The sequence below is a fragment of the Pseudalkalibacillus decolorationis genome, from assembly GCF_024609785.1.
In the GTDB taxonomy this organism is placed as follows: domain Bacteria; phylum Bacillota; class Bacilli; order Bacillales; family Fictibacillaceae; genus Pseudalkalibacillus; species Pseudalkalibacillus decolorationis.
Map to the genome: position 1 here is coordinate 48,235 of NZ_JANHJQ010000006.1, position 20,599 is coordinate 68,833.

The following is a 20,599-nucleotide window of genomic DNA, read 5'->3' on the forward strand; positions in this document are numbered from 1 at the left end:
AGGCGATCGCCAGCGCTAAGGCTTGGCGCTAGCCAAGTTTTCTTTATCTAAAGCCCACTTACTTCATGCTTTTGACGTTTTCCTCAATCGCGTGAACGCTCACTTTTACATCAAGGTGTTGGATTCCGCCGTGATAGATTCCTTTTAGTGGGACGATGTCGGCATAATCGCGACCAACCGCAACACGGATGTGCTGATCTTGTGCAAGTACATTATTCGTCGGATCAAACCCGATCCATCCCGCTGTCGGCATTTTCACCTCAACCCAAGCATGTGTTGCTGAATCACCACGCATAGCTGAGTTTTCACCTACATATAAATAGCCGCTCACATAACGGGCTGGAATCCCTCGGTAACGACATAACGCCAGCATTAAGTTCGTATAGTCCTGACAAACACCTTCCTTTTTGGCGAGCGCTTCAGCAGCTGTTGTTTGAACGGTAGTACTTCCAGGCTGATAGGTAAACGTGTCGTATATGTACTTGTTTACCAGTTTTACATACTCAAAAGGATTAGGCGACTGATTCCAAAAATCCACTGTCAGCTGTTCACAAATCTCATCATCAAGTGTTGTATAATAGGTTTTCATCAAAAATTCCGCATACTGCTGCTGAAAAGAGGTTGAGCGGAACGCATCATGCATTTGCGGGCTAAACGATAGAGTATTGATAAATGCATACGGGTCAATGATTACCTCTGACGTAGTAACAAGAAGCAATTCATTATGATCTTCCCAGGCATAGAACGTCTCAACATGGTTTCCCCAGTAATCATAATACGTGTAAGAAGGGACATCTGGAGAAAACTCCTTTTTAAACGAGAGACATTCTTGTTTAACATCATCAATCGGCTTTAATCGGATTTGATTGATGCTCTGGCTTACTGAATGTTCGTACCTGTAGTGTGTGTTCTGGGTGACCTTATATTTCATACGTAAACCTCTCCTAGATAGTACGTTTTATTAATGAGACGGCCTAGCTTGAAGCAGTCCTGTTGAAAACGTTGTAAAAATTGATGCAAATCCTCAGTTAACGCATCAACCACGGTCATTTCGTGGAATCGATTTCTCATCAAGGCAATCAACTGATGTAAGTCCTCTGAGTAATGTTCAATTTTCCCATTTTCAAGCTCCTGAAATACACTATAAACTTGATCAATACAGTATTGTATCGAGCGAGGAAAGGCATCGTCAAATAGTAAAAATTCAATCACTCGTTCCCCGCTGATAAAAGGCCGGTGCCTTTTCAAGTAGGCTTCGTGACCACTTACAGACTGCAGAACAGCAAACCAGTGCCGGTACAAGGAAGGGTCATTGTGATCAGGGTCCTCCGAACGATAATAATAAATATTTAGAATCCGAGATGTTTTTTCCGCGCGCTCAATGAACTTGGCCATCTTAATAAATAAGTACGCTTCATCGAAAGATAGAGTCGCCTCAACCATCCCTTGGAACAAAGCCGATTGCCGAATGATCATCTGGTAAAAATGGTCAATCGTATCGATGCTCCAATTTTCCTGCTTAAACTGTCTAACATCCCAGTAAAAGCTATTTATCATTTCCCAAAGCTCTTGCGGGATGATTTCGCGGATGGCTCGTGCGTCTTCCCTGGCCAATTTTATACAATGAAGAATTGAATTCGGATTACTGCTCGAAAATGACATGAAATCCATTACGGACTTTGCATCATACCGGTCAAATTTTTTCTCGAAGGCTTCGTTACCTCCAATAATTGAAATAAGTTCATCCCAGTGATTTTCCTCGTGTTCAATGCTGCCGATCAGGCGAACCGAGATCAGCCGGGCTGTATTTTCAGCTCTCTCAATATTCCGTGACATCCAGTAAAGTGAATTCGAAACACGACTTAACATGTAGAACCCTCCTCCTAATTAATCCTGTGTAACCCACGTGTCCTTAGCACCGCCGCCTTGCGATGAATTGACGATGAGTGAGCCCTCCTTAAGTGCAACTCTTGTAAGCCCTCCTGGGAACACATGAGGGTGCTCACCATTAAACACGAATGCACGTAAATCAATATGACATCCGGAAAAATTCTCGCCGCGAAAAACGGGAAGGCGCGATAGTTTAATAACAGGCTGAGCAATAAAGTTAGCTGGATTTTGTTGAATCTTTTTTCGGAAAATTTCCCGTATCTCTGAGGTTGATTGTGGACCAATCAGCATATTGTAACCGCCTGAAGCATTCGTTTGTTTAACGACAAGCTTGTCCAAATTTGCAAGAACATATTGCCTTTGCTCAGGGTCACGTAAGAAGTAGGTTTCCACATTTTTGATGAGTGGTTCTTCACCAAGATAATAACGAATCATACTTGGGACATAATGATAGATGGCCTTGTCGTCAGCGACCCCATTCCCGACGCCGTTGGAAATCGTGACGTTCCCTGCTCTGTACGCATCCATTAAACCGGCAACACCAAGCATTGAATCAGGAAGAAATTCAAGTGGGTCAAGATAGTCGTCATCAATTCTTCTATAAATGACATCGACACGCCTTAATCCTCTTGTTGTCTTCATATAAACGGTACGATCGCGGACGAGGAGATCTCGCCCCTCAACGAGTTCGATCCCGAGCTGCTGAGCGATGAAACTATGGTCGAAATAAGCAGAATTATAGACACCAGGAGTCAGCAGGACAATGTTTGGATTTGATACCCCGTTTGGTGCAATAGAGGAAAGGGCTTCATGAATATGAGAAAACTGGTTTTCAAGAGAATTAATATCATAGTCTTGGAAAAAGTCCGGGAAAATCTGCCTCATTACATAGCGGTTTTGAAAAACGTAAGAGAGTCCGGATGGGTTACGTAAATTATCTTCGAGCACGCGAAATTCACCCTGGTCGTCTTTGATTAGATCCACACCAGCCATAAAGATGTGATTTCTGCGTGGAACCTTTATTTTAGTGACCTGTGGGTAGAAATGGCTACATGTTACAACAAGGTCACGGGGAATTAAACCATCCTTTAAAATTTGTTGGCTATTATAAATGTCATCAAGAAATAGGTTCAATGCTTTTACCCTCTGAATTAAACCTTTTTCGAGGTTCTGCCATTCGTCTTTCGGAATAATATTGGGAATAAAATCAAACGGAATGGTTCGCTCAGAGTCCTGATTTTCATGGTAGACAGTAAACGTAATTCCTTGCCTTAGAAAGTTTTGCTGTGCAGCTTCGTGCCGATTTTGGAGCTCATCGTGAGGTAGTGAGGCTAACCGATTATAAAGCACCTGATAGTGTGATCTCGGTTGACCTTGCTGCTGAAGCATTTCATCAAAAAACGATTCAGTTTTATACGTCTTAAACATTTCATCTCCCCTTCTCTCTGTAATGTGGTATGCAACTTGGCTTGTTGATCTGGAATGCATGAGCTGATAGAACGGTAGGATGACGGGTTGTATTCTGTATTGGACTGGGTGGGAATCATGTGATGTGATTTGATAGAATGATCGGAATGGTAGATAGTAGTGATAACAACTAGACGACTGATGCGATGCATTACAAGAATATAAGGGATTACAAGGCTGAGGGTCCGTTGAGTGGTTGGGAATCCGATGGCAACAGACCGATTTCAGAAAATTCCAATTTTACATGAATATACTATATAGATTCCCCGTAATCAAGTCTTCTCAAACCACTAATCCTGTCGAATTTCCGAGGGGGAGTTATAATCTGAAGAACTGATAGGTAGATAGGTCACTGAAATACCAATGAAAATCGTGACACGAACCAAGGTGTATTATGCTTTGCTAGTATTTACAAAGACAAACTCACAACAAATAATTCGGGCTCACCCGATGTGAGTCAGTTGGGTTCACAGGATGTAACGTTTGTAATTGATCTTCCTTAATTGTCACAGGACGTGATGATTTTAGTTGAACTTCATTAATTTCGGATCTTTTTGTCCTCCTTTTTGATCAAACACTATATGAGAAGCATTTTTGAATGAAATAGTCGTCTTTTAGCCCTCTTTTAATCGTAAAAATTTTAAAATACAGGCATGATTCAAGTTATTTCAGCCGAAATACTGGGATACCAGCTGAACTCAGGTTATTTCATCTGGAATTTTGATATACCAGCCGAACTCAGGTTATTTCATCCGGAATTGTGGGATATCAGCCGAGTTCAAGTTATTTCAGCCGAAATTCTGATATATCAGCTAAATTTAGATTATTTCAGCCGCAATTCTGAAAATACAGTCCGAACTCAGAATTTCCGTCTTAACATTAGATTTACCTTTCTTAACTCAGCCTTAGCGGTCCAAAACCCCGACACAACACCAGCTATAGTACTTACGATCACTTCGAAAATAACTGCTTTGTTCGCACCTTTAACGGATTTATTGAGAAAGAAGAAACAATTTCCCTTGTCCCACTTGACTTTTAGGTATATAACCTCTTCCTGTCTAATAAAATGTTACAAAACGATCATTAGGGGACCGCGATGAGAAGTCTAAGTAAAGCTGCGTGCGCGCTTAGCAGTCATTTTATTTGTAGGGGGATGACAATTTAACATTTCGCAGCCTAGATATTGAAGTCTCATATCGCACCTCTTACATCCAATTTGGGGAGGCGAGTGGTGTGCACGATTACATCAAAGAACGAACCATCAAGATAGGCAGGTATATCGTGGAGACTAAGAAAACCGTTCGAGTGATTGCAAAAGAATTCGGTGTTTCTAAAAGTACCGTCCACAAAGATTTAACGGAACGATTGCCTGAAATCAACCCGGAGCTGGCCAATACTGTAAAGGAGATCCTGGAGTACCATAAGTCGGTACGACACCTGCGTGGCGGTGAAGCTACCCGGGAGAAATACAAGAAATCTGAAACTGTCGTCAATTAATTTTTTTGGGTAGTGAAATAGTCGGATTTTTTGACAAATTTAGCCCCTATTCAACAAAAAACTATGGTAAACTTATAAAATGGATGAACTACATAAATTTGACAAAATATATACTAATATAACTAGCAAGGAATAGGGAGGATTCACCGCATGTTTTCGAGGGATGTCGGAATTGATCTGGGTACTGCGAACGTACTCATTTATGTAAAAGGACGGGGAATTGTGCTTGACGAACCATCTGTTGTAGCGATTGATAAGCATAGCAATCGAGTTTTAGAAGTCGGTGAGGCTGCCCGTCAAATGGTAGGACGAACGCCTGGAAATATTATTGCGACTCGACCATTGAAGGATGGCGTCATCGCCGATTTTGAAGTCACCGAGGCAATGCTGAAGTACTTTTTAAATAAGATCGATGTGAGGGGGCTTATCGGAAAACCACGAATCCTGATCTGTACACCAACTAATATTACAACCGTAGAACAGAAGGCAATCCGTGAGGCAGCGCAAAAGAGTGGTGCAAAGCAAGTTTTCCTTGAAGAAGAGCCGAAAGTGGCAGCGATCGGAGCGGGTATGGATATCTTTCAGCCCAGTGGTAACATGGTCGTAGACATAGGCGGTGGAACAACTGATGTTGCCGTATTGTCAATGGGCGATATCGTCACCGCCTCTTCGATTAAGATGGCGGGGGACAAGTTCGATCAAGAAATTCTCCACTACATAAAAAGAGAGTACAAACTCTTGATTGGCGAACGTACATCCGAAAACATAAAAACAAATGTCGCAACCGTCTTCCCGGGCTCGCGGGACGAAGAAATGGACATCCGTGGCCGTGACATGGTAAGTGGACTCCCTCGCAATATAAAGATCCGTACTACGGAAATTGAAGAGGCGTTAAGAGAACCGATTCAAACTGTTGTACAAACAGCGAAAAGCGTGCTCGAAAAAACACCGCCAGAACTTTCTGCAGATATTATCGACCGTGGCATTATCCTTACAGGTGGCGGAGCTTTACTGCATGGTATAGATCGGTTGCTTTCAGATGAATTGAAAGTCCCAGTTCATGTTGCAGAAGAACCAATGAGCTGTGTTGCGCGTGGGACAGGCATCATGCTTGAACATATGGACAGATTACCTAAACGGAAGCTTTCTTAATATTAAGGACAAGCCTTGTAACCACGAACGATCGGCTGCACACTTTACTGTAACAATAGAGGGGGAGAGTTAATGTTTCGAGGATTTTATACTGCCGCTTCAGGAATGATTAGTCAGCAAAGACGACAGGACTTACTGACTAATAATCTTGCGAACGCCAATACGCCAGGATACAAAGCAGACCGTGCATCACTTCGAGCTTTTCCAAATATGCTGCTCAGCCGTATGGGCGAGACGAATGTAGGCACTCAAGGCATCCCGATGAATGATCGTGTTGGACCTATCGCAACAGGGGTCTATATGCAAGAGGCATTGCCAAACTATCGTCAAGGAGACCTTCGTGAAACTGGCAATAATCTAGACATTGCTCTTCTCCAAGGAACCGTTCCGATCAACGAAGATACAGGTACAGCAGGCGCCTTATTTTTTACAGTTGAAAATGAAGCGGGTGAACTCCGGCTTACACGTAATGGGAACTTTACCGTTGATGCGAACAGCAATCTTGTAACATCAACAGGGGACTATGTTCTTGATACTGCCGGAAACCGAATTATGGTGGAAGGTACTAATTTTAAACTTGGTGAAAATGGGGTTATCAATGAAACCGAGGCCCAAATTGGAATCTCACTTATCGAAAATCCGAATGATCTTGAAAAAGAAGGAAACGGCCTATTTAGCTTGGAAAATGAAGCAGACATCATTGCCGTAAACGGAAATACAGACGTTACATATCAACTAAAGCAAGGATTTGTTGAGAGGTCCAATGTGGATGTCGAACAAACGATGGTCCAAATGATGAGTGCATATCGAACGTTTGAGGCGAACCAAAAAGTCATTCAAGCGTATGACCGAACGATGGAAAAAGCATCCAATGAAATCGGAAGACTCGGCTAGGAAAAGCGGAAGCGACCTGTTTAGGTGTGATAAAGAAAACTTGGCCAGCGCCGAGCAGTGCGAAAGTGGTTGCCTTAGTTGCCCTTATACTCGAGAGTGCAAGCGCTGGAGATTCTGGAGCACAACACATGCTTTTTGTGTTTGTGGAAGAATCGAAGCGACCTCGAGCACCTGGTCGCTGGAGCTAGACATTGATGGAAAAGTGGAAGCGACCTGTTTAGGTGCGACAAGCGCTGGAGATTCTGGAGCACAACACATGCTTTTTGTGTTTGTGGAAGAATCGAAGCGACCTCGAGCACCTGGTCGCTGGAGCTAGACATTGATGGAAAAGCGGAAGCGCACTGTTTAGGTGCGACAAGCGCTGGAGATTTCTGGACGAGAACGCGTTTTCCAGCGTGATGCCAGAAATCGAAGCGACCTCGAGTACCTGTGCGCTGGAGCTAGACATTACATCCATGCAGCAAAATTTTTATACTTCCTTGTAACAAAAAGGGTAAAGGGGTAGGATGATGAACCGTTCAATGATTACAGCTTCTGTGACAATGGGGCAACTTCAAAGACAACTGGACACGATTTCAAACAACCTTTCGAATACTAATACATACGGGTACAAGCGTCGTGATGTACAATTTTCAAGTCTTTTAGCACAAAAAATGAACAACCAGCCAAACCAGAATGTCGAAATTGGTCGTCAATCACCAGAAGGAATTCGGCTTGGTAATGGCGCAAGGGTATCTGGGACAGTCCTAAGACTTGAACAAGGTGGTATAATGGAGACTGGGCGATCGTTAGATTTTGCGCTTCTGGATCCAAATGTCATGTTCCAAATGGGGAAAACACTTGAAAATGGTGGCGAAATCGTTGAATATACAAGGGAAGGGTCCTTTTATTTGACACCAATCAACGGGAATCCCCAAATTTTGCAACTAACTGCTTCAAATGGGGATGCTGTTCTAGGAGTGAACGGTCCAATTGAAATACCTGCCAATTTTGAATCGATTTCTGTTACAGGTGAAGGCTTGATAAAGGTTACCTTAACAGATCAAACGACTGTCAACGCTGGACGGCTTTCGCTTGTTGAAGTGAATCGACCGCAACTGTTACAATCGGTAGGCGAAAATCGATATCAAGTCAGTGCGACAGCTGATTTGAATGATGTGATTGAGCAGATTGAAATGAATGGTAACTATATTCAGCAAGGCTCCCTGGAACAATCGAACGTGGATGTCGCTCAGGAAATGGCCCAACTTATGGCGACACAGCGCTCTTATCAAATGAATGCCAGATCGATTACGATGGCCGATCAAATGATGGGGCTCGTAAATTCAATTCGTTAAGTAAGTAATGAGGAGTTATTATGGTCCATAATGATATAGAAGCTAATAAGAAACATTCGGCGGTGACGTCTGATTCGTCGCAAAAGAATGGAAATACAACAAAAGAAAACGTGCCAATCGAAGAGCAAGCTCAGGTTAATAAGGAAGCTTCCACCAGGGAAGACAGTAAGCAGGAGAAGCTGACAAAGCCACGAGTTCGCTTAATCCCAATTTGGCTGCGGCTTATTCTCGTGCTCTTTTTGTTTGTTGCATGTCTCGCAATGGGACTAGCTGTTGGGTACGGAGTAATCGGCGACGGTAACATGATGGATGTCTTCGATAAGGAAACGTGGACGCACATTATCGACCTCGTAAAAAAAGATATAAAGTAGAAAAAAAAGCACGTAAATATCAAATTGTATTCCCAAAGTAACCAAGCAAAAGATGGGTGTCCTCTGTCTAAACCGATTTCTTTTTCCGTGAAAAATTATGCTATGATATAGGGAGACTGGTTAAAAACAGGAGGATTATCATGCTAAATATCGAAGAAATCAAAGAAATTATTGCACACCGCTACCCAATTCTAATGATTGATAAAATACTTGAAGTAGAAGAAGGAAAGCATGCAATAGGTATTAAAAACGTTTCTGCTAATGAAGAGTTTTTCAATGGGCATTTCCCGGAATATCCAGTCATGCCAGGTGTTTTAATCGTTGAAGCACTTGCTCAGGTTGGAGCGGTTGCATTACTTAAAAAAGAAGAAAATCGTGGACGTCTTGCCTTTTTTGCCGGGATCGACAACTGTCGATTTAAACGTCAGGTTCGCCCAGGGGATCAGCTTCGGTTAGAAGTCGAGCTTACTCGTGTTCGCGGATCGATGGGTAAAGGCGTGGCAACGGCAACTGTCGATGGAGAAATAGCCTGCAAAACGGAAATTATGTTTGCTTTAGGTGAGAAAAAAGAATAACATCACGGAGGGGGCGTAACTATGAAAATTTGGGACATCTCTCAACCTCTGAAGAAAGGTGTACCAACCTGGCCTGGCGACACACCATTTACGTTCAAGTTGAATTGGACGAAAGAGGAGACAGGCTCTGTGAACGTCGGAAGTGTTACCTTTAGCACTCATACTGGAACCCATGTGGATGCACCCTTCCACTTTGATGAAAATGGGGACAAAATGCTGGATTTGAAGCCTGATCTGTATGTCGGTGATGCCTTGGTCGTTCACTTGGAAGGACGCCAATCGATTCAGCCCGAAGATTTGAAAGGATACGAGCTGGCAGGTATTGAACGCTTACTTATTAAAACAAGCTCATGGAAGGACCGCACTGTTTTTCCGGATCAGATTACGTATTTGTCACCAGAGCTTGCCCCATTTTTAAAAGAAAAAGGGGTTCGGTTAATTGGGGTGGATGTACCGTCTGTTGATCAGGTTGATTCAAAGGACTTGCCCGCACACCACAGTTTACTTGAAAATGACATACATATATTAGAGAGTGTCTTATTGGATGAAGTGGACGAGGGAGTTTACGAGTTAATCGCCTTGCCATTGCCCCTTGCTGAAGCGGATGCCAGCCCGGTTCGTGCGATTTTGAGAAAAAGAATGTAAAGCGAGTATTGAGTAAGTGTATAGGTTTTATTATAAAACTGTAAAATGACCCCATTTCTGTTTCCACCGCGTTATAGTAAGGGTAGCCGGGGATCAAAACGGCAAACCTGACAAACGAGGGGTGGATGAAAACATGAATAAAGGTTTTTTCCTCAAGCTCGGCACGTCACTTTTCACCATTGCACTATATTTTGCATGAACTCGGTACACTAGAAGTTTATTAGTTTTTTAAACACACACGTAACTGAACGATTTAGATAAATGAAAAGAAACATCGACTGAGTGAGAGTTGCTAACGCAGCTCTTTTTTCTTTGTTAAGGAAACTAAGAAATTCTTAAGCTGTGGATCACTTTTGATTCAAAATGGTCTTTAGCTTGGTGATTGTACATATTAGAGATCTGTCAGACGCCAATTTAGCGTTAAAAGGAGCAATAAATCTTCTTCAAGAGTACAAGAAGATTATATTTAATGAAAAACATTCAGAATTACCAGCTGTATTCAGAATAATTCATCCGTATCAAGAATAATTCAGCTGGAAAAACTGGAATTCATCCGTACTGAAAATAATTCATCCGGAAAATCTGGAAATCATCCGAACAGGGAATAATTCATCCGGAAAATCTGGAAATCATCCGAACAGAGAATAATCCATCCGGAAAACCTGGAACTCGTGTTTTGTACAGAATTTGAGGCATAGTTCTTTAAGAATTTTACGATTGTAAGAGTTGTTTGTAGGTTCTGTAAATTCGGCCTTTTTTTGGCTTGTTTGCAGTATAGTTATGTGTAGCCGGACTGACCGGTAAATTTCATCATACAAGGAGTGTAGTATCCATGAAAAAGAAATTGTTTGCAAAACTAGGAACATCCCTTTTGGCAGTAATGTTGATCACTGCATGTAACGCAAACGAAGAAGAACCTGCTAATGATGAATCAACTGAAGAAGAAACAACAACAGAGGAAGACACAAAAACTGAAGAAGAAACAACAACAGAAGAAGGAACTGAAGAAGAGGCAAACACTGAAGAAGGCGGAACTGAGGAAGAAACAACAACTGATGAGGAAAAGCCTGAATAATACATTGTTACATCGTTATAGCTGAAACAATTCGGGTCTAAATGAGCCGAATCCTACCACGACGAATCAACAATTTCAATTCACTACCTCCCCTCACTTTTTAAGAGCTGTACCATCCACAGCTCTTTTTTTCACGTTAAGAAAGTATAAAAATACTTTCTATAGTATAAGCGCAACTAAAGCTCAGCCGGCGCCAAAGGCTTGGCTTTGCCAAGTTTTCTTTATGAGTAAAGAAAGTATAAAAGTTTGCGGCATGGATGTAATGTCCAGCTTCAGCGCCCAACCACTTGGATCACTTCAGGCCTCCTGCGGCGGCAACAGCCTCCTCGTCGGTCTTCCAGTGACCTTCGTGGCTAAGCAGGGCGCTTGCGCTTTTCTTATATGCAATGATCGCTCTGGACCCATATGCATGATCTATTTTTTCCTAAAGATTTAAAGAGCCGTTCCGAAAAGGGAACGGCTCTTTCTTAGGATATTGGACTAGTTAAGCTTTATGATTTTGTTCAATTTTAGCCTCGATTTTTTCTAAAGCCTGCTGGTCCTTTGAAATTTCTAATCTATTTTTATTAACAAGTTCTTTTAAAGAAACTTTTTTCCTCATAATCACATTCCACCTTTCTTAATTACTATTATACAATACATTGGTCCTATTTTATTATAAAAGTGTGAAAATTCAATGAACATAATACTCAAAAGTGATGTACTCAAAAAAGTTATTTGTGGGTAAGCAATATAATTTTCGTAGTTTCTTCATCGACTAAGTCCGGTTCATAGAACGATAAGTAAAAAATTGTTTGATTATAGGTACGTATTTAGTGGTTTTTTGTCTATATCTAAGAACCTTTGTCGATGTTACAGGACTGTGGAAGAGTACTGTTGAATTATTGTTGTATTAAAAGCATGCAATAAAATAATAATTTATTGCGCGAAAACTTTGAAGGGAGTAGGTAGGATGAAGTTTAATTTTAAAAGGGGTCTCAAGAGAGCTGGAATGGTCACCCTAACCATGGGTTTACTTATGGGTATGTCAAACCACCCAGCTGATGCAACAACAGATGAGTATACAAAAGTGACCGTTCCGGAAAGTGATGGGAAAATTGCGCCTGATTTGGTTCCACGCGGAGCAAACATGGATGAGGTTGTCGAAGTAATTGTCCAGTTTGAAGGTGAGCCAGTGCTTAAAGAATATGTTGATGCTAAAGAGAATGGACAAAAGCTTGATAAACAGTCGCAAAAGGAACATGCGCAAAAACTAAAAAATGCTAAGAAACCGGCGAAAAACAAAATTTCTAAAAATGACGGAGAAGTAATTGCTAGTTTTGAAAAGATATATAACGGTATGTATGTTCAAGTAAAAAGAGGAACGCTGGGCGAATTGGCAAACCTTAGTGAAGTAAAAGATATTTATGCTGTAAATCCAGTTGAGTTGCACAATGACAGTAGTGTCGATTTTATTGGGGCACCAAAGGTATGGGAGAAAGTAGTGGATGGTGTTAATGTTACTGGTGAAGGCGTTACTGTAGCTGTCATTGATACCGGTATTGATTATACACATGCTTCCTTCGGTGGGAAAGGTACAGCTGAAGCTTATTCGTCAAACAACCCAAATGTGATCGAAGCTGGGACATTTCCTACAGCAAAGGTTGTTGGTGGGTATGATTTCGTAGGGACGAATTATGATGCTGGTTCGGAAAATCCTGATTTACGTGTTCCTCACCCAGATGCCGATCCATTAGACGAGCAAGGACATGGTTCTCACGTGGCAGCAACCGTTGCAGGTGAAGAGGTAGAAGGGAAGGTTGGACAAGGTGTCGCACCAGATGCCCTTCTTTATGCCTACAAAGTGTTCGGTAAGACTGGTTCAACCGGTGTTACCACCCAAGCATTGGAAATGGCAGCAGATCCAAATGGTGATGGAGATGTATCTGATCATGTGGATGTTATAAACATGTCACTAGGTTCACCATATGGTCATCCGAATGATCCTACTGCTGTAGCCTCAAATTTAGCTGTTGATGCAGGAATTGTTGTCGTTGCATCGGCAGGTAACTCCGGTGATATTCCATACATTACAGGGTCACCAGGCGTGGCAGACAAAGCAATTAGTGTTGCAGCCTCTGTTGATGACGGTATTGTCGTAGGTGGAATTGTCATTAATTCACCGGAAAACATTGCAGGTCAATATGAGGCAGTTGAGGGAGCGATTACAACACCACTCTCTGAATCTGGTGAAATTACAGATGAAGTCGTGTATGTCGGACAAGCATGTAATGGTGAAGCATTCCAAGGTGACCCGGCAGGACAAATTGCTCTAATTGACCGTGGTACATGTTCTTTTACAGAAAAATTGGCAAATGCTCTAGACGCTGGTGCAGTAGCTGCCGTTGTAGCAAATAATGTAGCAGGAGCTCCAATTACAATGGGCGGGGATGCTGTTGACATTCCTGGTGTCATGATTAGTCAAGCGAATGGTGATCTTATCAAACAAGAACTAAATGGCGGAGAATCGGTCAATATTACGCTCTCTGATTCTATCAAAATACCAAAACCTCATTTAGCTGACACGATTGCTTCCTTTAGTTCAAAAGGACCTGGCCGAGCGATCAGTGGTTTTAAACCAGAAATATCAGCCCCTGGATTTGATATAAATTCAGCAGATTTCGGTACAGGAGATGAAGGTACATTAAAGAGTGGTACGTCAATGGCAGCACCACATATTGCTGGAGTCGCTGCATTATTAAGACAGCTTCATCCTAACTGGAACTCAGAAGAGATCAAGTCTCTAATCATGAATACCTCAACACCAATTCAAGACTTGAATGATAAAGTTTACCCACTTTCTCGTCAAGGAGCTGGGCGTGTACAGGCAGACGTTGCAGCTGATACGACAAGTGTAGCTTACCCCCAAGCCATCTCTTTAGGGTATGTTGCTGTAAGTGATGACATCGAAATACAACGAAATAAAACGGTAACGGTTACAAATAAAGGTACGGAAACTAAAGAATATAGTATAACCTGGGAAAATCGACATGGAAATACGACCGGACCAGTTCATTTATCGGTACCGAAAAAAGGAATAAAAGTAAAGGCTGGTAAAAGTAAAAAGCTTAAAGTTGACTTTGAAATCGATTCATCTGCTCTAAGTGGGGATCCTGGTTTTCATGAATTTGACGGGTATGTTGTATTAACGGATAACAGTGGTACTGGCGAAATGCTAAGAATTCCTTATCAAGCCGTTATTGAAAAAGTAAGTGAAATAAAATCCAAAGCTTTAAAGGATTCAATCAAGCTGACGAACAAAGGGGCGACAGAGTCGGAAACAGACTTATTTGTATTAGGCGATCAAGATAAAGATGAGACAAACATTGCGGATCATCAAGACCTTAAAGCGGTTGGGGCACGAGTAGATGATGAAGTGGCCGAGTTTGTTATAGCGACAGAAGAAGCATGGGATACGCCAAACCTAATAGAGTTTAATATTTTCATTGATAATAACATGGATGGACAACCAGAATACATTGTTTATAATCAAGACTACTATACGTTCTTTGGATTAGAGCCGATTGGCCAACAGATTAGTGTCCTTTATGATGTAGCTACACAAGAATCGACTCCATTGTATTTAGTAAATGTAGGGGGTTCTTGGAATAATGGCTTTATGGGATTACCTGTTCCAAAAAGTCTTGCTGGAGAAAATGGCGAGCTTCAATACCAAGTGCTATCATGGGGGGCCGATTCGGAACAACCTGATATGAATGATGGTGGTTGGATTCCATTCAATGTAGAACAACCTTCTATGAGCTTTGAAATGAATAGCTTGAAAGTACCTGCAGATGAATCACTGAAAGTAGAAGTGACATTAAATGCAAAGAGGGAAGAAGTTATGGTAGTGAACAATTCGGATGCAACTGAAACTCCTTATTCTATTATTGAATTTAACACTCTGAAAAATGGTAAAGTAATAGGTAATAACGGTAAAGGGAAGTAGATAGTAGAACATAATAGGTAGAAATGAAAGAACCAGAACGATGCTTTCAAAATCGTTCTGGTTCATTTTTTTATTCTCTTAAAACTATTCTTTCGTGTAAACCTGATAGATTCCGATTTCTTCAAACCCGAGCTTCCGTAAGATCGGTTCTGATGTACCTTCCCGGGCTTGGGTTGCCAACCATTCACATCCATACTCTTTAGCGAGTTGGGTTCTTGCCGTTAACAATGCTCGATAAATTCCTTGGCCACGATATTCCTCCAACACCCCGGTCCCAGCAAGATACATCGCCTGGCCATCCGAGCTAAACCGGTAACCGGCATAACCGACGGGGCTTCCGCTATCTAGTACAATCAAAAGCCCACTCCGCCGCTCCTCGTGATTTAAATAGGCGAGCCTCTGTTGGATTAATGCTTCTTGGGTTGATTTGTCATAACCCCAGATGTTAGAGCTTACATTGATATAGGCTCTCACATCTTGTTCATTTACCACTTCACGCATCTCATAACGTAAATCGTTGGCTTCAGTCGAAGTAACGAGCTTTATAAGTCCAAAGTACGAATCATGGTGCTTAAACCCATAACCCTTTACCCTTTGGTGTAAATCTTCAGGTAAGGAGTCCGGCCCAATCCACCATGAGAACGGCTGCGATCCGAAAAAATCATAAATTTTAGCCACAGCGTCCTCTATTTTCCAATCCGGATTGACAGCAACTCTCGCTATTTTGTTGGAAAGGATGCTCGTCGTTCCTTTCGTTTTATACATTAATACGTTAGGTTGTTCGACTGCAGTTACGCTCGCCGGAATGGATTCATAGTCCCACATCACACCGTGTACATACTTCCATCTAAAGTCTTTCATTGTAAAAAAACACCGCCTAGCTCCGAAAAGTATTTAATCCCTCAATCATTTTGTTGCTTCCTGTTCTTTTTTATTCATTTATTCTATCAATTGTCCACAAATGTCGAAACTTTTCCCTCGATCAATCGTCTTTATAGTAGATAAATATTATTACGAAAATTGATATTACAAGAAATAAGAGTAATATTATGGTAAAATAATAGCAGAAGTAGCCTATTTGAGAGTAAGAAACTATTTCTACAACTTCTTGAAAACAAACACCGAAGAAACCTATTTAGAGCTCAAAAGAATAACACATTACCACATACATAATGACATAGAAGGAGGTCACCAACCGAATGGTGCTAAAAAAGTTACTCGCAGCGATCACGGTGCTGATGGTTTTCATGATAGCCGGATGTTCGGAGCAGCCAAAGCCCGAAACATCCTTCAAAAAATATATGGAAGCCTGGGAAAAGCAAGACTTTGATCAAATGTACAGCTTGTTGTCTGAGAAATCGCAAAAACAAATCGACAAAAAGAAGTTCGTTAAGCGCTATAAAGACATTTATAAGGGCATACAGATGAGCAATTTCAAAGTTTCCTACAAGCTGCCGAAAGAAGAAGAAGATTATGAAGAGAAGGATACACCTGCGTTTAAATTCAATGTAACCATGGACACACTTGCGGGTCCGCTCGAATTCAGCCATGACGCAAAGCTTGTTTTTGAGAAATCTGAGGATAGCGAACAGTGGGCAATGACTTGGAATCCATCAATGATTTTCCCTGGAATGAAGGAAGGGGATACGATCTGGGCAGACACGATCCCACCTGAACGTGGTGAAGTTTTTGACGTAAATGGGAATGGATTAGCGATTAACGGTGAAATCATCGAAGTCGGTCTCGTTCCTGGTTGGATGAAGGGCGATCGTGAACAAATGAAAAAGGATCTCTCCAAGCTGATCGGTCTTCCGATTGAAGAAATTAATGCCGTGCTTGATCAGGATTGGGTGAAGGACGATTCATACATTCCATTAAAAAGTATGTCAGCTACCGATACAGCAAAAGTTGAAGCTGTAAAAGCGCTCAATGGGACGAAACTCGTTCGAAAGCAGGGCCGCGTCTATCCAATGGGACCGGCTGCCGCTCATCTAACCGGTTATCTTGGGCCAATTACTGAAAAGCAGCTTGAAAACTGGAAGGATAAAGGCTATACGAAGAATTCAACCGTCGGGAGAGCAGGTCTCGAACTAGTATATGAAGAAAAGCTCAGAGGAAAAGCGGGCGGTGAAATTTTTATAGATGATCCTGAAGGAAACCACCGCGACATCCTTGCTGAAAATAAACCGGTTCCAGGTGAGGAACTGACACTAACAATTGACTCAACCTTGCAAGCATCACTATACAATCAGCTTCGGAAAGATGCCGGTACAGCCGCGGCAATCAATCCGACAACTGGGGAAGTGAAAGCACTTGTTAGCACCCCATCCTATGATCCGAACCAATTTATTTATGGGGTTTCGGGTACACAGTATAACAAGTGGGTGAATGATCCGTTGAAGCCGCTCACGAACCGGTTCAGCAAGACGTATGCACCAGGCTCGACCTTCAAGCCTATAACAGCTGCGATTGGACTGGAAACAGGAGCAATTGATCCAGCTGCAGAAAAGTCAATCAAGGGAAGCACTTGGAAAAAGGACTCCTCCTGGGGGGATTACGCAGTAAAACGTGTAAGTACGGCCGACTCTTCGGTGAATTTGCAGGACGCTTTGGTACGATCGGATAACATTTATTTTGCACAAGCGATTTTGGATATCGGTAAGGAAACGTTTTTGAAAGAGTCCAAGGATTACGGATTCTCTGAGGATATTCCGTTCGGTTATCCAATCACACCTTCACAAATCACTGGTAAAAAAGGATTCGAAAGCGAAATCCAGTTAGCAAATACCGGATACGGTCAAGGACAGGTTGAAATGAGTGCCTTGCATCTCGGCTTAACCTATACCCCTTTTATCACAAAAGGGACTATGTTAAAACCAGTATTGTTCAAGGAAGAGGAGAAGAGTAAGCCTTGGAAGGAAAACGTCATTAGCGAAGAAATTGCCTCAATGATCACAAAAGATCTTATTCAAGTCGTCGAAAGCCCTGTAGGAACTGCGAATAAGCCAAAGGTGAAAGGCTTAAAATTAGCGGGCAAAACTGGAACAGCTGAACTGAAGCTTAAGCAAGGTGAGAAAGGGAAGGAAAACGGCTGGTTCGTCGCATGGAACACCGATGACCCGAGGCTCCTGATCTCGATGATGGTACAAAACGTTCAAGATAAAGGCGGCAGCCACTACATCGTACCAAAAGTAAAAAATGTAATTAAAGAAAACTTGGCAAGTACCAAGCCATAGGCGCAGGTGATTGCCTTAGTTGCGCTTATACTTGGGCCCTAAACTTTTCAACTACGTCGAATGATCACCCGGTTGAAAAGTTATAATCCAATGTGTAAAGAAAACTTGGCAAGTACCAAGCCGTAGGCGCAGGTGATTGCCTTAGCTGCCCTTATACTTGGGCCTTAAACTTTTCGACCACGCCGAAGTTTCATCCGGTTGAAAAGTTAAATTGAAACCGCAAAAATAAACAAAAAGATTACCACGACCTGTGAAAAGAACCAGGGTGGTAATCTTTTTTAAAAGTAAGAGAATCTAAAAATTTACTGCATAGATACAACGTCTATCTTTAAGCAGTAGGTAAGGCTTGCTTTTTCAGCTCATTGACAAGCATTTCTGCCCCTTCCGGACTCAGAACAAGCTTTCCGTCGAACAAATTCAAGTTATGATCAGAAACCTCACCAGTAACTGCGCACGTCATACGAGATTCATACTTCTTAATAATAATCTTTTCTCCATCAACGAAAATTTCCATTGGATCTCTTTCGTTAATGTTCATCGTTCTCCGTAACTCTTTCGGGATAACAATTCTTCCAAGTTCATCAACTTTTCGAACCACACCGGTAGACTTCATAATAACCTCCAATATTGGAAAATATTTTAATAGTTTAATAGTACCTTCATTTCCAACAAACAACAAGTACTATTACCCTTAAAATGTGAATATTTTGAGAGTTTTGACAGTTTATGCACGTAACTCTTTTAAAAGAGAAAAGCTAAAGCTTGTTGTGATACTCTCGTATATAACATTCGTAGCATATAGGTGAAACATGTCGCCCTCGCTGAAAATTAACCTTATTTTTAAATAAAAAGAAAAAATGAGGCGGTTTCGGTGACACGTATGAAATTTCAGGGGGGTACATTGAAGTGATTTACAAAATTAACATAGATTCATAATTTATTAAAAACAATTTAATCTGAAATTAACAACCTTCTGATAGAGTGATAGATGAATTAATTACTTTATCAGGAGGTTTTTCTTTTGAGGCCCAAATTCAAGAAAATCGGAGCCGTTGCACTAGCAGGGGCTTTGACCACAACTGCACTTCTGTCATCAGGAATTACCAAGGCGGAAGAAGACATAAAAGCTTCATATAAGACTAATAACCGGACACCGGAAAATGTAATTCTTTTAATAGGTGATGGAATGGGATCCAATCAGGTTTCAGCGGCCTCCTATATAAAAGGAGAAGGTTACGGGTCAGGGCAACTGACAATGAACCAATTTGAGAACGTTGGACTTGCTAAAACATTTTCCCACGATAATACTGTAACTGATTCCGCTGCAGCTGCAACAGCTTTTTCCGCGGGACACAAAACAGACAATGGTGTATTGGGTCAAGCTCCTAAGCAAAAAGAACATACGGAGCATGAACAACATTTTGATGTAAAAACCGTTTTAGAATCTGCTGAAGATAAAGATAAATCAACTGGGCTTGTAACAACAGCTCGAATTACACACGCAACACCAGCAGCATTCGCATCTCATATTGACGATCGTAATAAAGAAAATGAAATTGCTGTACAGATGTTAAATCACGGTGTGGAAGTACTACTTGGCGGTGGGAAGCGTCAATTCATCTCGAAAGCAGAAGGTGGGAAACGTACCGATAGTAAAGACCTTTTACAAGTGGCTAAAGAAAAAGGATACACATATGTTGATGACAAAAGCTCCCTCGAAAAAACAAAAGGTGACAAGCTTTTAGGACTCTTTAATAACAGCCATATGACATGGGAACTGGATAGAGAGCTAACGGATGAACCTGCTCTTTCTAAAATGACCTCAAAGGCAATTGATACCTTAGAAGATGATAAAGATGGATTTTTCTTAATGGTAGAAGGAGGGCGAATTGATCACGCCGGTCATGCCAATCTTCCTGCTGCTAATATTCATGAAACTCTTGCATTCGATGCTGCGGTAAAAGAAGCGTTGGAATTTGCGAAGAAAGACAAAAATACATTAGTCATTGTAACAGCGGATCATGAAACGGGTGGAATGTCCATCGGTGCTAACGGAACGTACGGATTTAACAAAGATGTTATCCGTAACGTAACACGTTCTGCAGAATTCATCGGTGCTAAAATTAACGTAGAAAAGAGCAATATTCAAGAAGTAATGTCCCAGTTTACAGGGATCAAAGACCTTACTGAAAAGGAAATTCAAGCGATTAAAAATGCTGAAAATTCAGCCTCAGGTGTGGCAAAAGTGATTAGTGATCGCGCACTAATTGGATGGACAACAACTGGTCACACTGCTGTTGATGTTCCAGTGTATTCGTACGGACCACAATCTGAAAAGTTTACCGGAACAATCAATAACACACTCATTGCTGAGGTGATCCACGATACAATTGTTAAGGGCAATGACGAAGAAAATGAAGATAATAATGAACGTGATTAAATAGTAAGGTTGAAGAGAGGGGTTCAGACCAA

The 20,599-nt window shown here is 41.6% G+C and carries 17 protein-coding genes; 11 read left to right on the forward strand and 6 right to left on the reverse strand.

The genetic code is table 11. The annotated features are described in order from the left end of the window. Nucleotides 1-58 precede the first annotated feature (58 nt). The 3 genes from NON16_RS07235 to NON16_RS07245 are packed head-to-tail and all read right to left on the reverse strand — an operon-like array spanning nucleotide 59 to nucleotide 3,318. Nucleotides 59-931, reverse strand: a complete 873-nt coding sequence (locus tag NON16_RS07235; protein WP_257348128.1) for a transglutaminase family protein — start codon at nucleotides 929-931, stop codon at nucleotides 59-61. Next, complete coding sequence (locus NON16_RS07240) at nucleotides 928-1,869, reverse strand: alpha-E domain-containing protein (RefSeq protein WP_257348129.1); 942 nt, start codon at nucleotides 1,867-1,869, stop codon at nucleotides 928-930. Before NON16_RS07240 ends, NON16_RS07235 begins: the two co-directional genes overlap by 4 nt. An 18-nt stretch (nucleotides 1,870-1,887) precedes the next feature. Further along, nucleotides 1,888-3,318, reverse strand: a complete 1,431-nt coding sequence (locus NON16_RS07245; RefSeq protein ID WP_257348130.1) for a circularly permuted type 2 ATP-grasp protein — start codon at nucleotides 3,316-3,318, stop codon at nucleotides 1,888-1,890. A gap of 1,272 nt (nucleotides 3,319-4,590) precedes the next feature. Here NON16_RS07245 and spoIIID point away from each other — a divergent pair. From spoIIID to NON16_RS07285, 8 genes are all read left to right on the forward strand, one after another. Then, a complete protein-coding gene (gene spoIIID, locus NON16_RS07250) occupies nucleotides 4,591-4,854 on the forward strand; it encodes a sporulation transcriptional regulator SpoIIID (protein WP_257348131.1) in 264 nt (87 codons plus the stop codon). Between the two features lie 150 nt (nucleotides 4,855-5,004). Next, on the forward strand, nucleotides 5,005-6,006 hold the full coding sequence (gene mreB, locus NON16_RS07255; protein WP_257348132.1) for a rod shape-determining protein: 1,002 nt from the start codon (nucleotides 5,005-5,007) through the stop codon (nucleotides 6,004-6,006). A gap of 72 nt (nucleotides 6,007-6,078) precedes the next feature. Next, nucleotides 6,079-6,900, forward strand: coding sequence for a flagellar hook-basal body protein (locus NON16_RS07260; protein WP_257348133.1), 822 nt, complete (start codon nucleotides 6,079-6,081; stop codon nucleotides 6,898-6,900). A gap of 509 nt (nucleotides 6,901-7,409) precedes the next feature. After that, nucleotides 7,410-8,237, forward strand: a complete 828-nt coding sequence (locus NON16_RS07265; RefSeq protein ID WP_257348134.1) for a flagellar hook-basal body protein — start codon at nucleotides 7,410-7,412, stop codon at nucleotides 8,235-8,237. 20 nt (nucleotides 8,238-8,257) lie between these two features. Beyond that, on the forward strand, nucleotides 8,258-8,608 hold the full coding sequence (locus NON16_RS07270; RefSeq protein ID WP_257348135.1) for a DNA-directed RNA polymerase subunit beta: 351 nt from the start codon (nucleotides 8,258-8,260) through the stop codon (nucleotides 8,606-8,608). A 140-nt stretch (nucleotides 8,609-8,748) separates the two neighbouring features. After that, the gene (gene fabZ, locus NON16_RS07275) at nucleotides 8,749-9,183 is read left to right on the forward strand and encodes a 3-hydroxyacyl-ACP dehydratase FabZ (RefSeq protein WP_257348136.1); all 435 of its coding nucleotides are present in this window, start codon (nucleotides 8,749-8,751) and stop codon (nucleotides 9,181-9,183) included. A gap of 21 nt (nucleotides 9,184-9,204) precedes the next feature. Then, on the forward strand, nucleotides 9,205-9,828 hold the full coding sequence (kynB, locus tag NON16_RS07280; RefSeq protein ID WP_257348137.1) for an arylformamidase: 624 nt from the start codon (nucleotides 9,205-9,207) through the stop codon (nucleotides 9,826-9,828). A gap of 832 nt (nucleotides 9,829-10,660) precedes the next feature. Then, a complete protein-coding gene (locus tag NON16_RS07285) occupies nucleotides 10,661-10,903 on the forward strand; it encodes a hypothetical protein (protein WP_257348138.1) in 243 nt (80 codons plus the stop codon). 484 nt (nucleotides 10,904-11,387) lie between these two features. Here the strand turns inward: NON16_RS07285 and NON16_RS07290 are convergent, their stop codons facing one another. Continuing rightward, nucleotides 11,388-11,504 carry an FbpB family small basic protein gene (locus tag NON16_RS07290; protein ID WP_257348139.1) on the reverse strand — a complete coding sequence of 39 codons (117 nt, stop codon included), beginning with the start codon at nucleotides 11,502-11,504 and terminating at the stop codon, nucleotides 11,388-11,390. A gap of 351 nt (nucleotides 11,505-11,855) precedes the next feature. On the opposite strand from NON16_RS07290, the gene NON16_RS07295 reads away from it, so the two are divergent. Next, a complete protein-coding gene (locus NON16_RS07295) occupies nucleotides 11,856-14,891 on the forward strand; it encodes a S8 family peptidase (protein WP_257348140.1) in 3,036 nt (1,011 codons plus the stop codon). Between the two features lie 84 nt (nucleotides 14,892-14,975). Here the strand turns inward: NON16_RS07295 and NON16_RS07300 are convergent, their stop codons facing one another. Beyond that, the gene (locus NON16_RS07300; RefSeq protein ID WP_257348141.1) at nucleotides 14,976-15,752 is read right to left on the reverse strand and encodes a GNAT family N-acetyltransferase; all 777 of its coding nucleotides are present in this window, start codon (nucleotides 15,750-15,752) and stop codon (nucleotides 14,976-14,978) included. Nucleotides 15,753-16,090: 338 nt separating this feature from the next. On the opposite strand from NON16_RS07300, the gene NON16_RS07305 reads away from it, so the two are divergent. Beyond that, nucleotides 16,091-18,127, forward strand: a complete 2,037-nt coding sequence (locus NON16_RS07305) for a penicillin-binding transpeptidase domain-containing protein (RefSeq protein WP_257348142.1) — start codon at nucleotides 16,091-16,093, stop codon at nucleotides 18,125-18,127. Between the two features lie 328 nt (nucleotides 18,128-18,455). On the opposite strand, the gene NON16_RS07310 is transcribed toward NON16_RS07305, so the two are convergent. Next, complete coding sequence (locus NON16_RS07310; protein ID WP_257348147.1) at nucleotides 18,456-18,740, reverse strand: AbrB/MazE/SpoVT family DNA-binding domain-containing protein; 285 nt, start codon at nucleotides 18,738-18,740, stop codon at nucleotides 18,456-18,458. Between the two features lie 408 nt (nucleotides 18,741-19,148). Here NON16_RS07310 and NON16_RS07315 point away from each other — a divergent pair, with 408 nt between their 5' ends. Next, nucleotides 19,149-20,567 (forward strand): alkaline phosphatase, encoded by a 1,419-nt coding sequence (locus NON16_RS07315; protein WP_257348149.1) that lies wholly within the window; start codon nucleotides 19,149-19,151, stop codon nucleotides 20,565-20,567. Nucleotides 20,568-20,599: the final 32 nt, after the last annotated feature.

Coding starts and splice junctions, on each gene's coding strand:
- NON16_RS07265 (WP_257348134.1), top strand. CDS start 7,410: ATGAACCGTTCAATGATTACAGCTTCTGTGACAATGGGGCAACTTCAA.
- NON16_RS07305 (WP_257348142.1), top strand. CDS start 16,091: ATGGTGCTAAAAAAGTTACTCGCAGCGATCACGGTGCTGATGGTTTTC.
- NON16_RS07245 (WP_257348130.1), bottom strand. CDS start 3,318: ATGTTTAAGACGTATAAAACTGAATCGTTTTTTGATGAAATGCTTCAG.
- NON16_RS07310 (WP_257348147.1), bottom strand. CDS start 18,740: ATGAAGTCTACCGGTGTGGTTCGAAAAGTTGATGAACTTGGAAGAATT.
- kynB (WP_257348137.1), top strand. CDS start 9,205: ATGAAAATTTGGGACATCTCTCAACCTCTGAAGAAAGGTGTACCAACC.
- fabZ (WP_257348136.1), top strand. CDS start 8,749: ATGCTAAATATCGAAGAAATCAAAGAAATTATTGCACACCGCTACCCA.
- NON16_RS07290 (WP_257348139.1), bottom strand. CDS start 11,504: ATGAGGAAAAAAGTTTCTTTAAAAGAACTTGTTAATAAAAATAGATTA.
- NON16_RS07285 (WP_257348138.1), top strand. CDS start 10,661: ATGAAAAAGAAATTGTTTGCAAAACTAGGAACATCCCTTTTGGCAGTA.
- NON16_RS07295 (WP_257348140.1), top strand. CDS start 11,856: ATGAAGTTTAATTTTAAAAGGGGTCTCAAGAGAGCTGGAATGGTCACC.
- NON16_RS07235 (WP_257348128.1), bottom strand. CDS start 931: ATGAAATATAAGGTCACCCAGAACACACACTACAGGTACGAACATTCA.
- NON16_RS07240 (WP_257348129.1), bottom strand. CDS start 1,869: ATGTTAAGTCGTGTTTCGAATTCACTTTACTGGATGTCACGGAATATT.
- NON16_RS07300 (WP_257348141.1), bottom strand. CDS start 15,752: ATGAAAGACTTTAGATGGAAGTATGTACACGGTGTGATGTGGGACTAT.
- mreB (WP_257348132.1), top strand. CDS start 5,005: ATGTTTTCGAGGGATGTCGGAATTGATCTGGGTACTGCGAACGTACTC.
- NON16_RS07260 (WP_257348133.1), top strand. CDS start 6,079: ATGTTTCGAGGATTTTATACTGCCGCTTCAGGAATGATTAGTCAGCAA.
- NON16_RS07270 (WP_257348135.1), top strand. CDS start 8,258: ATGGTCCATAATGATATAGAAGCTAATAAGAAACATTCGGCGGTGACG.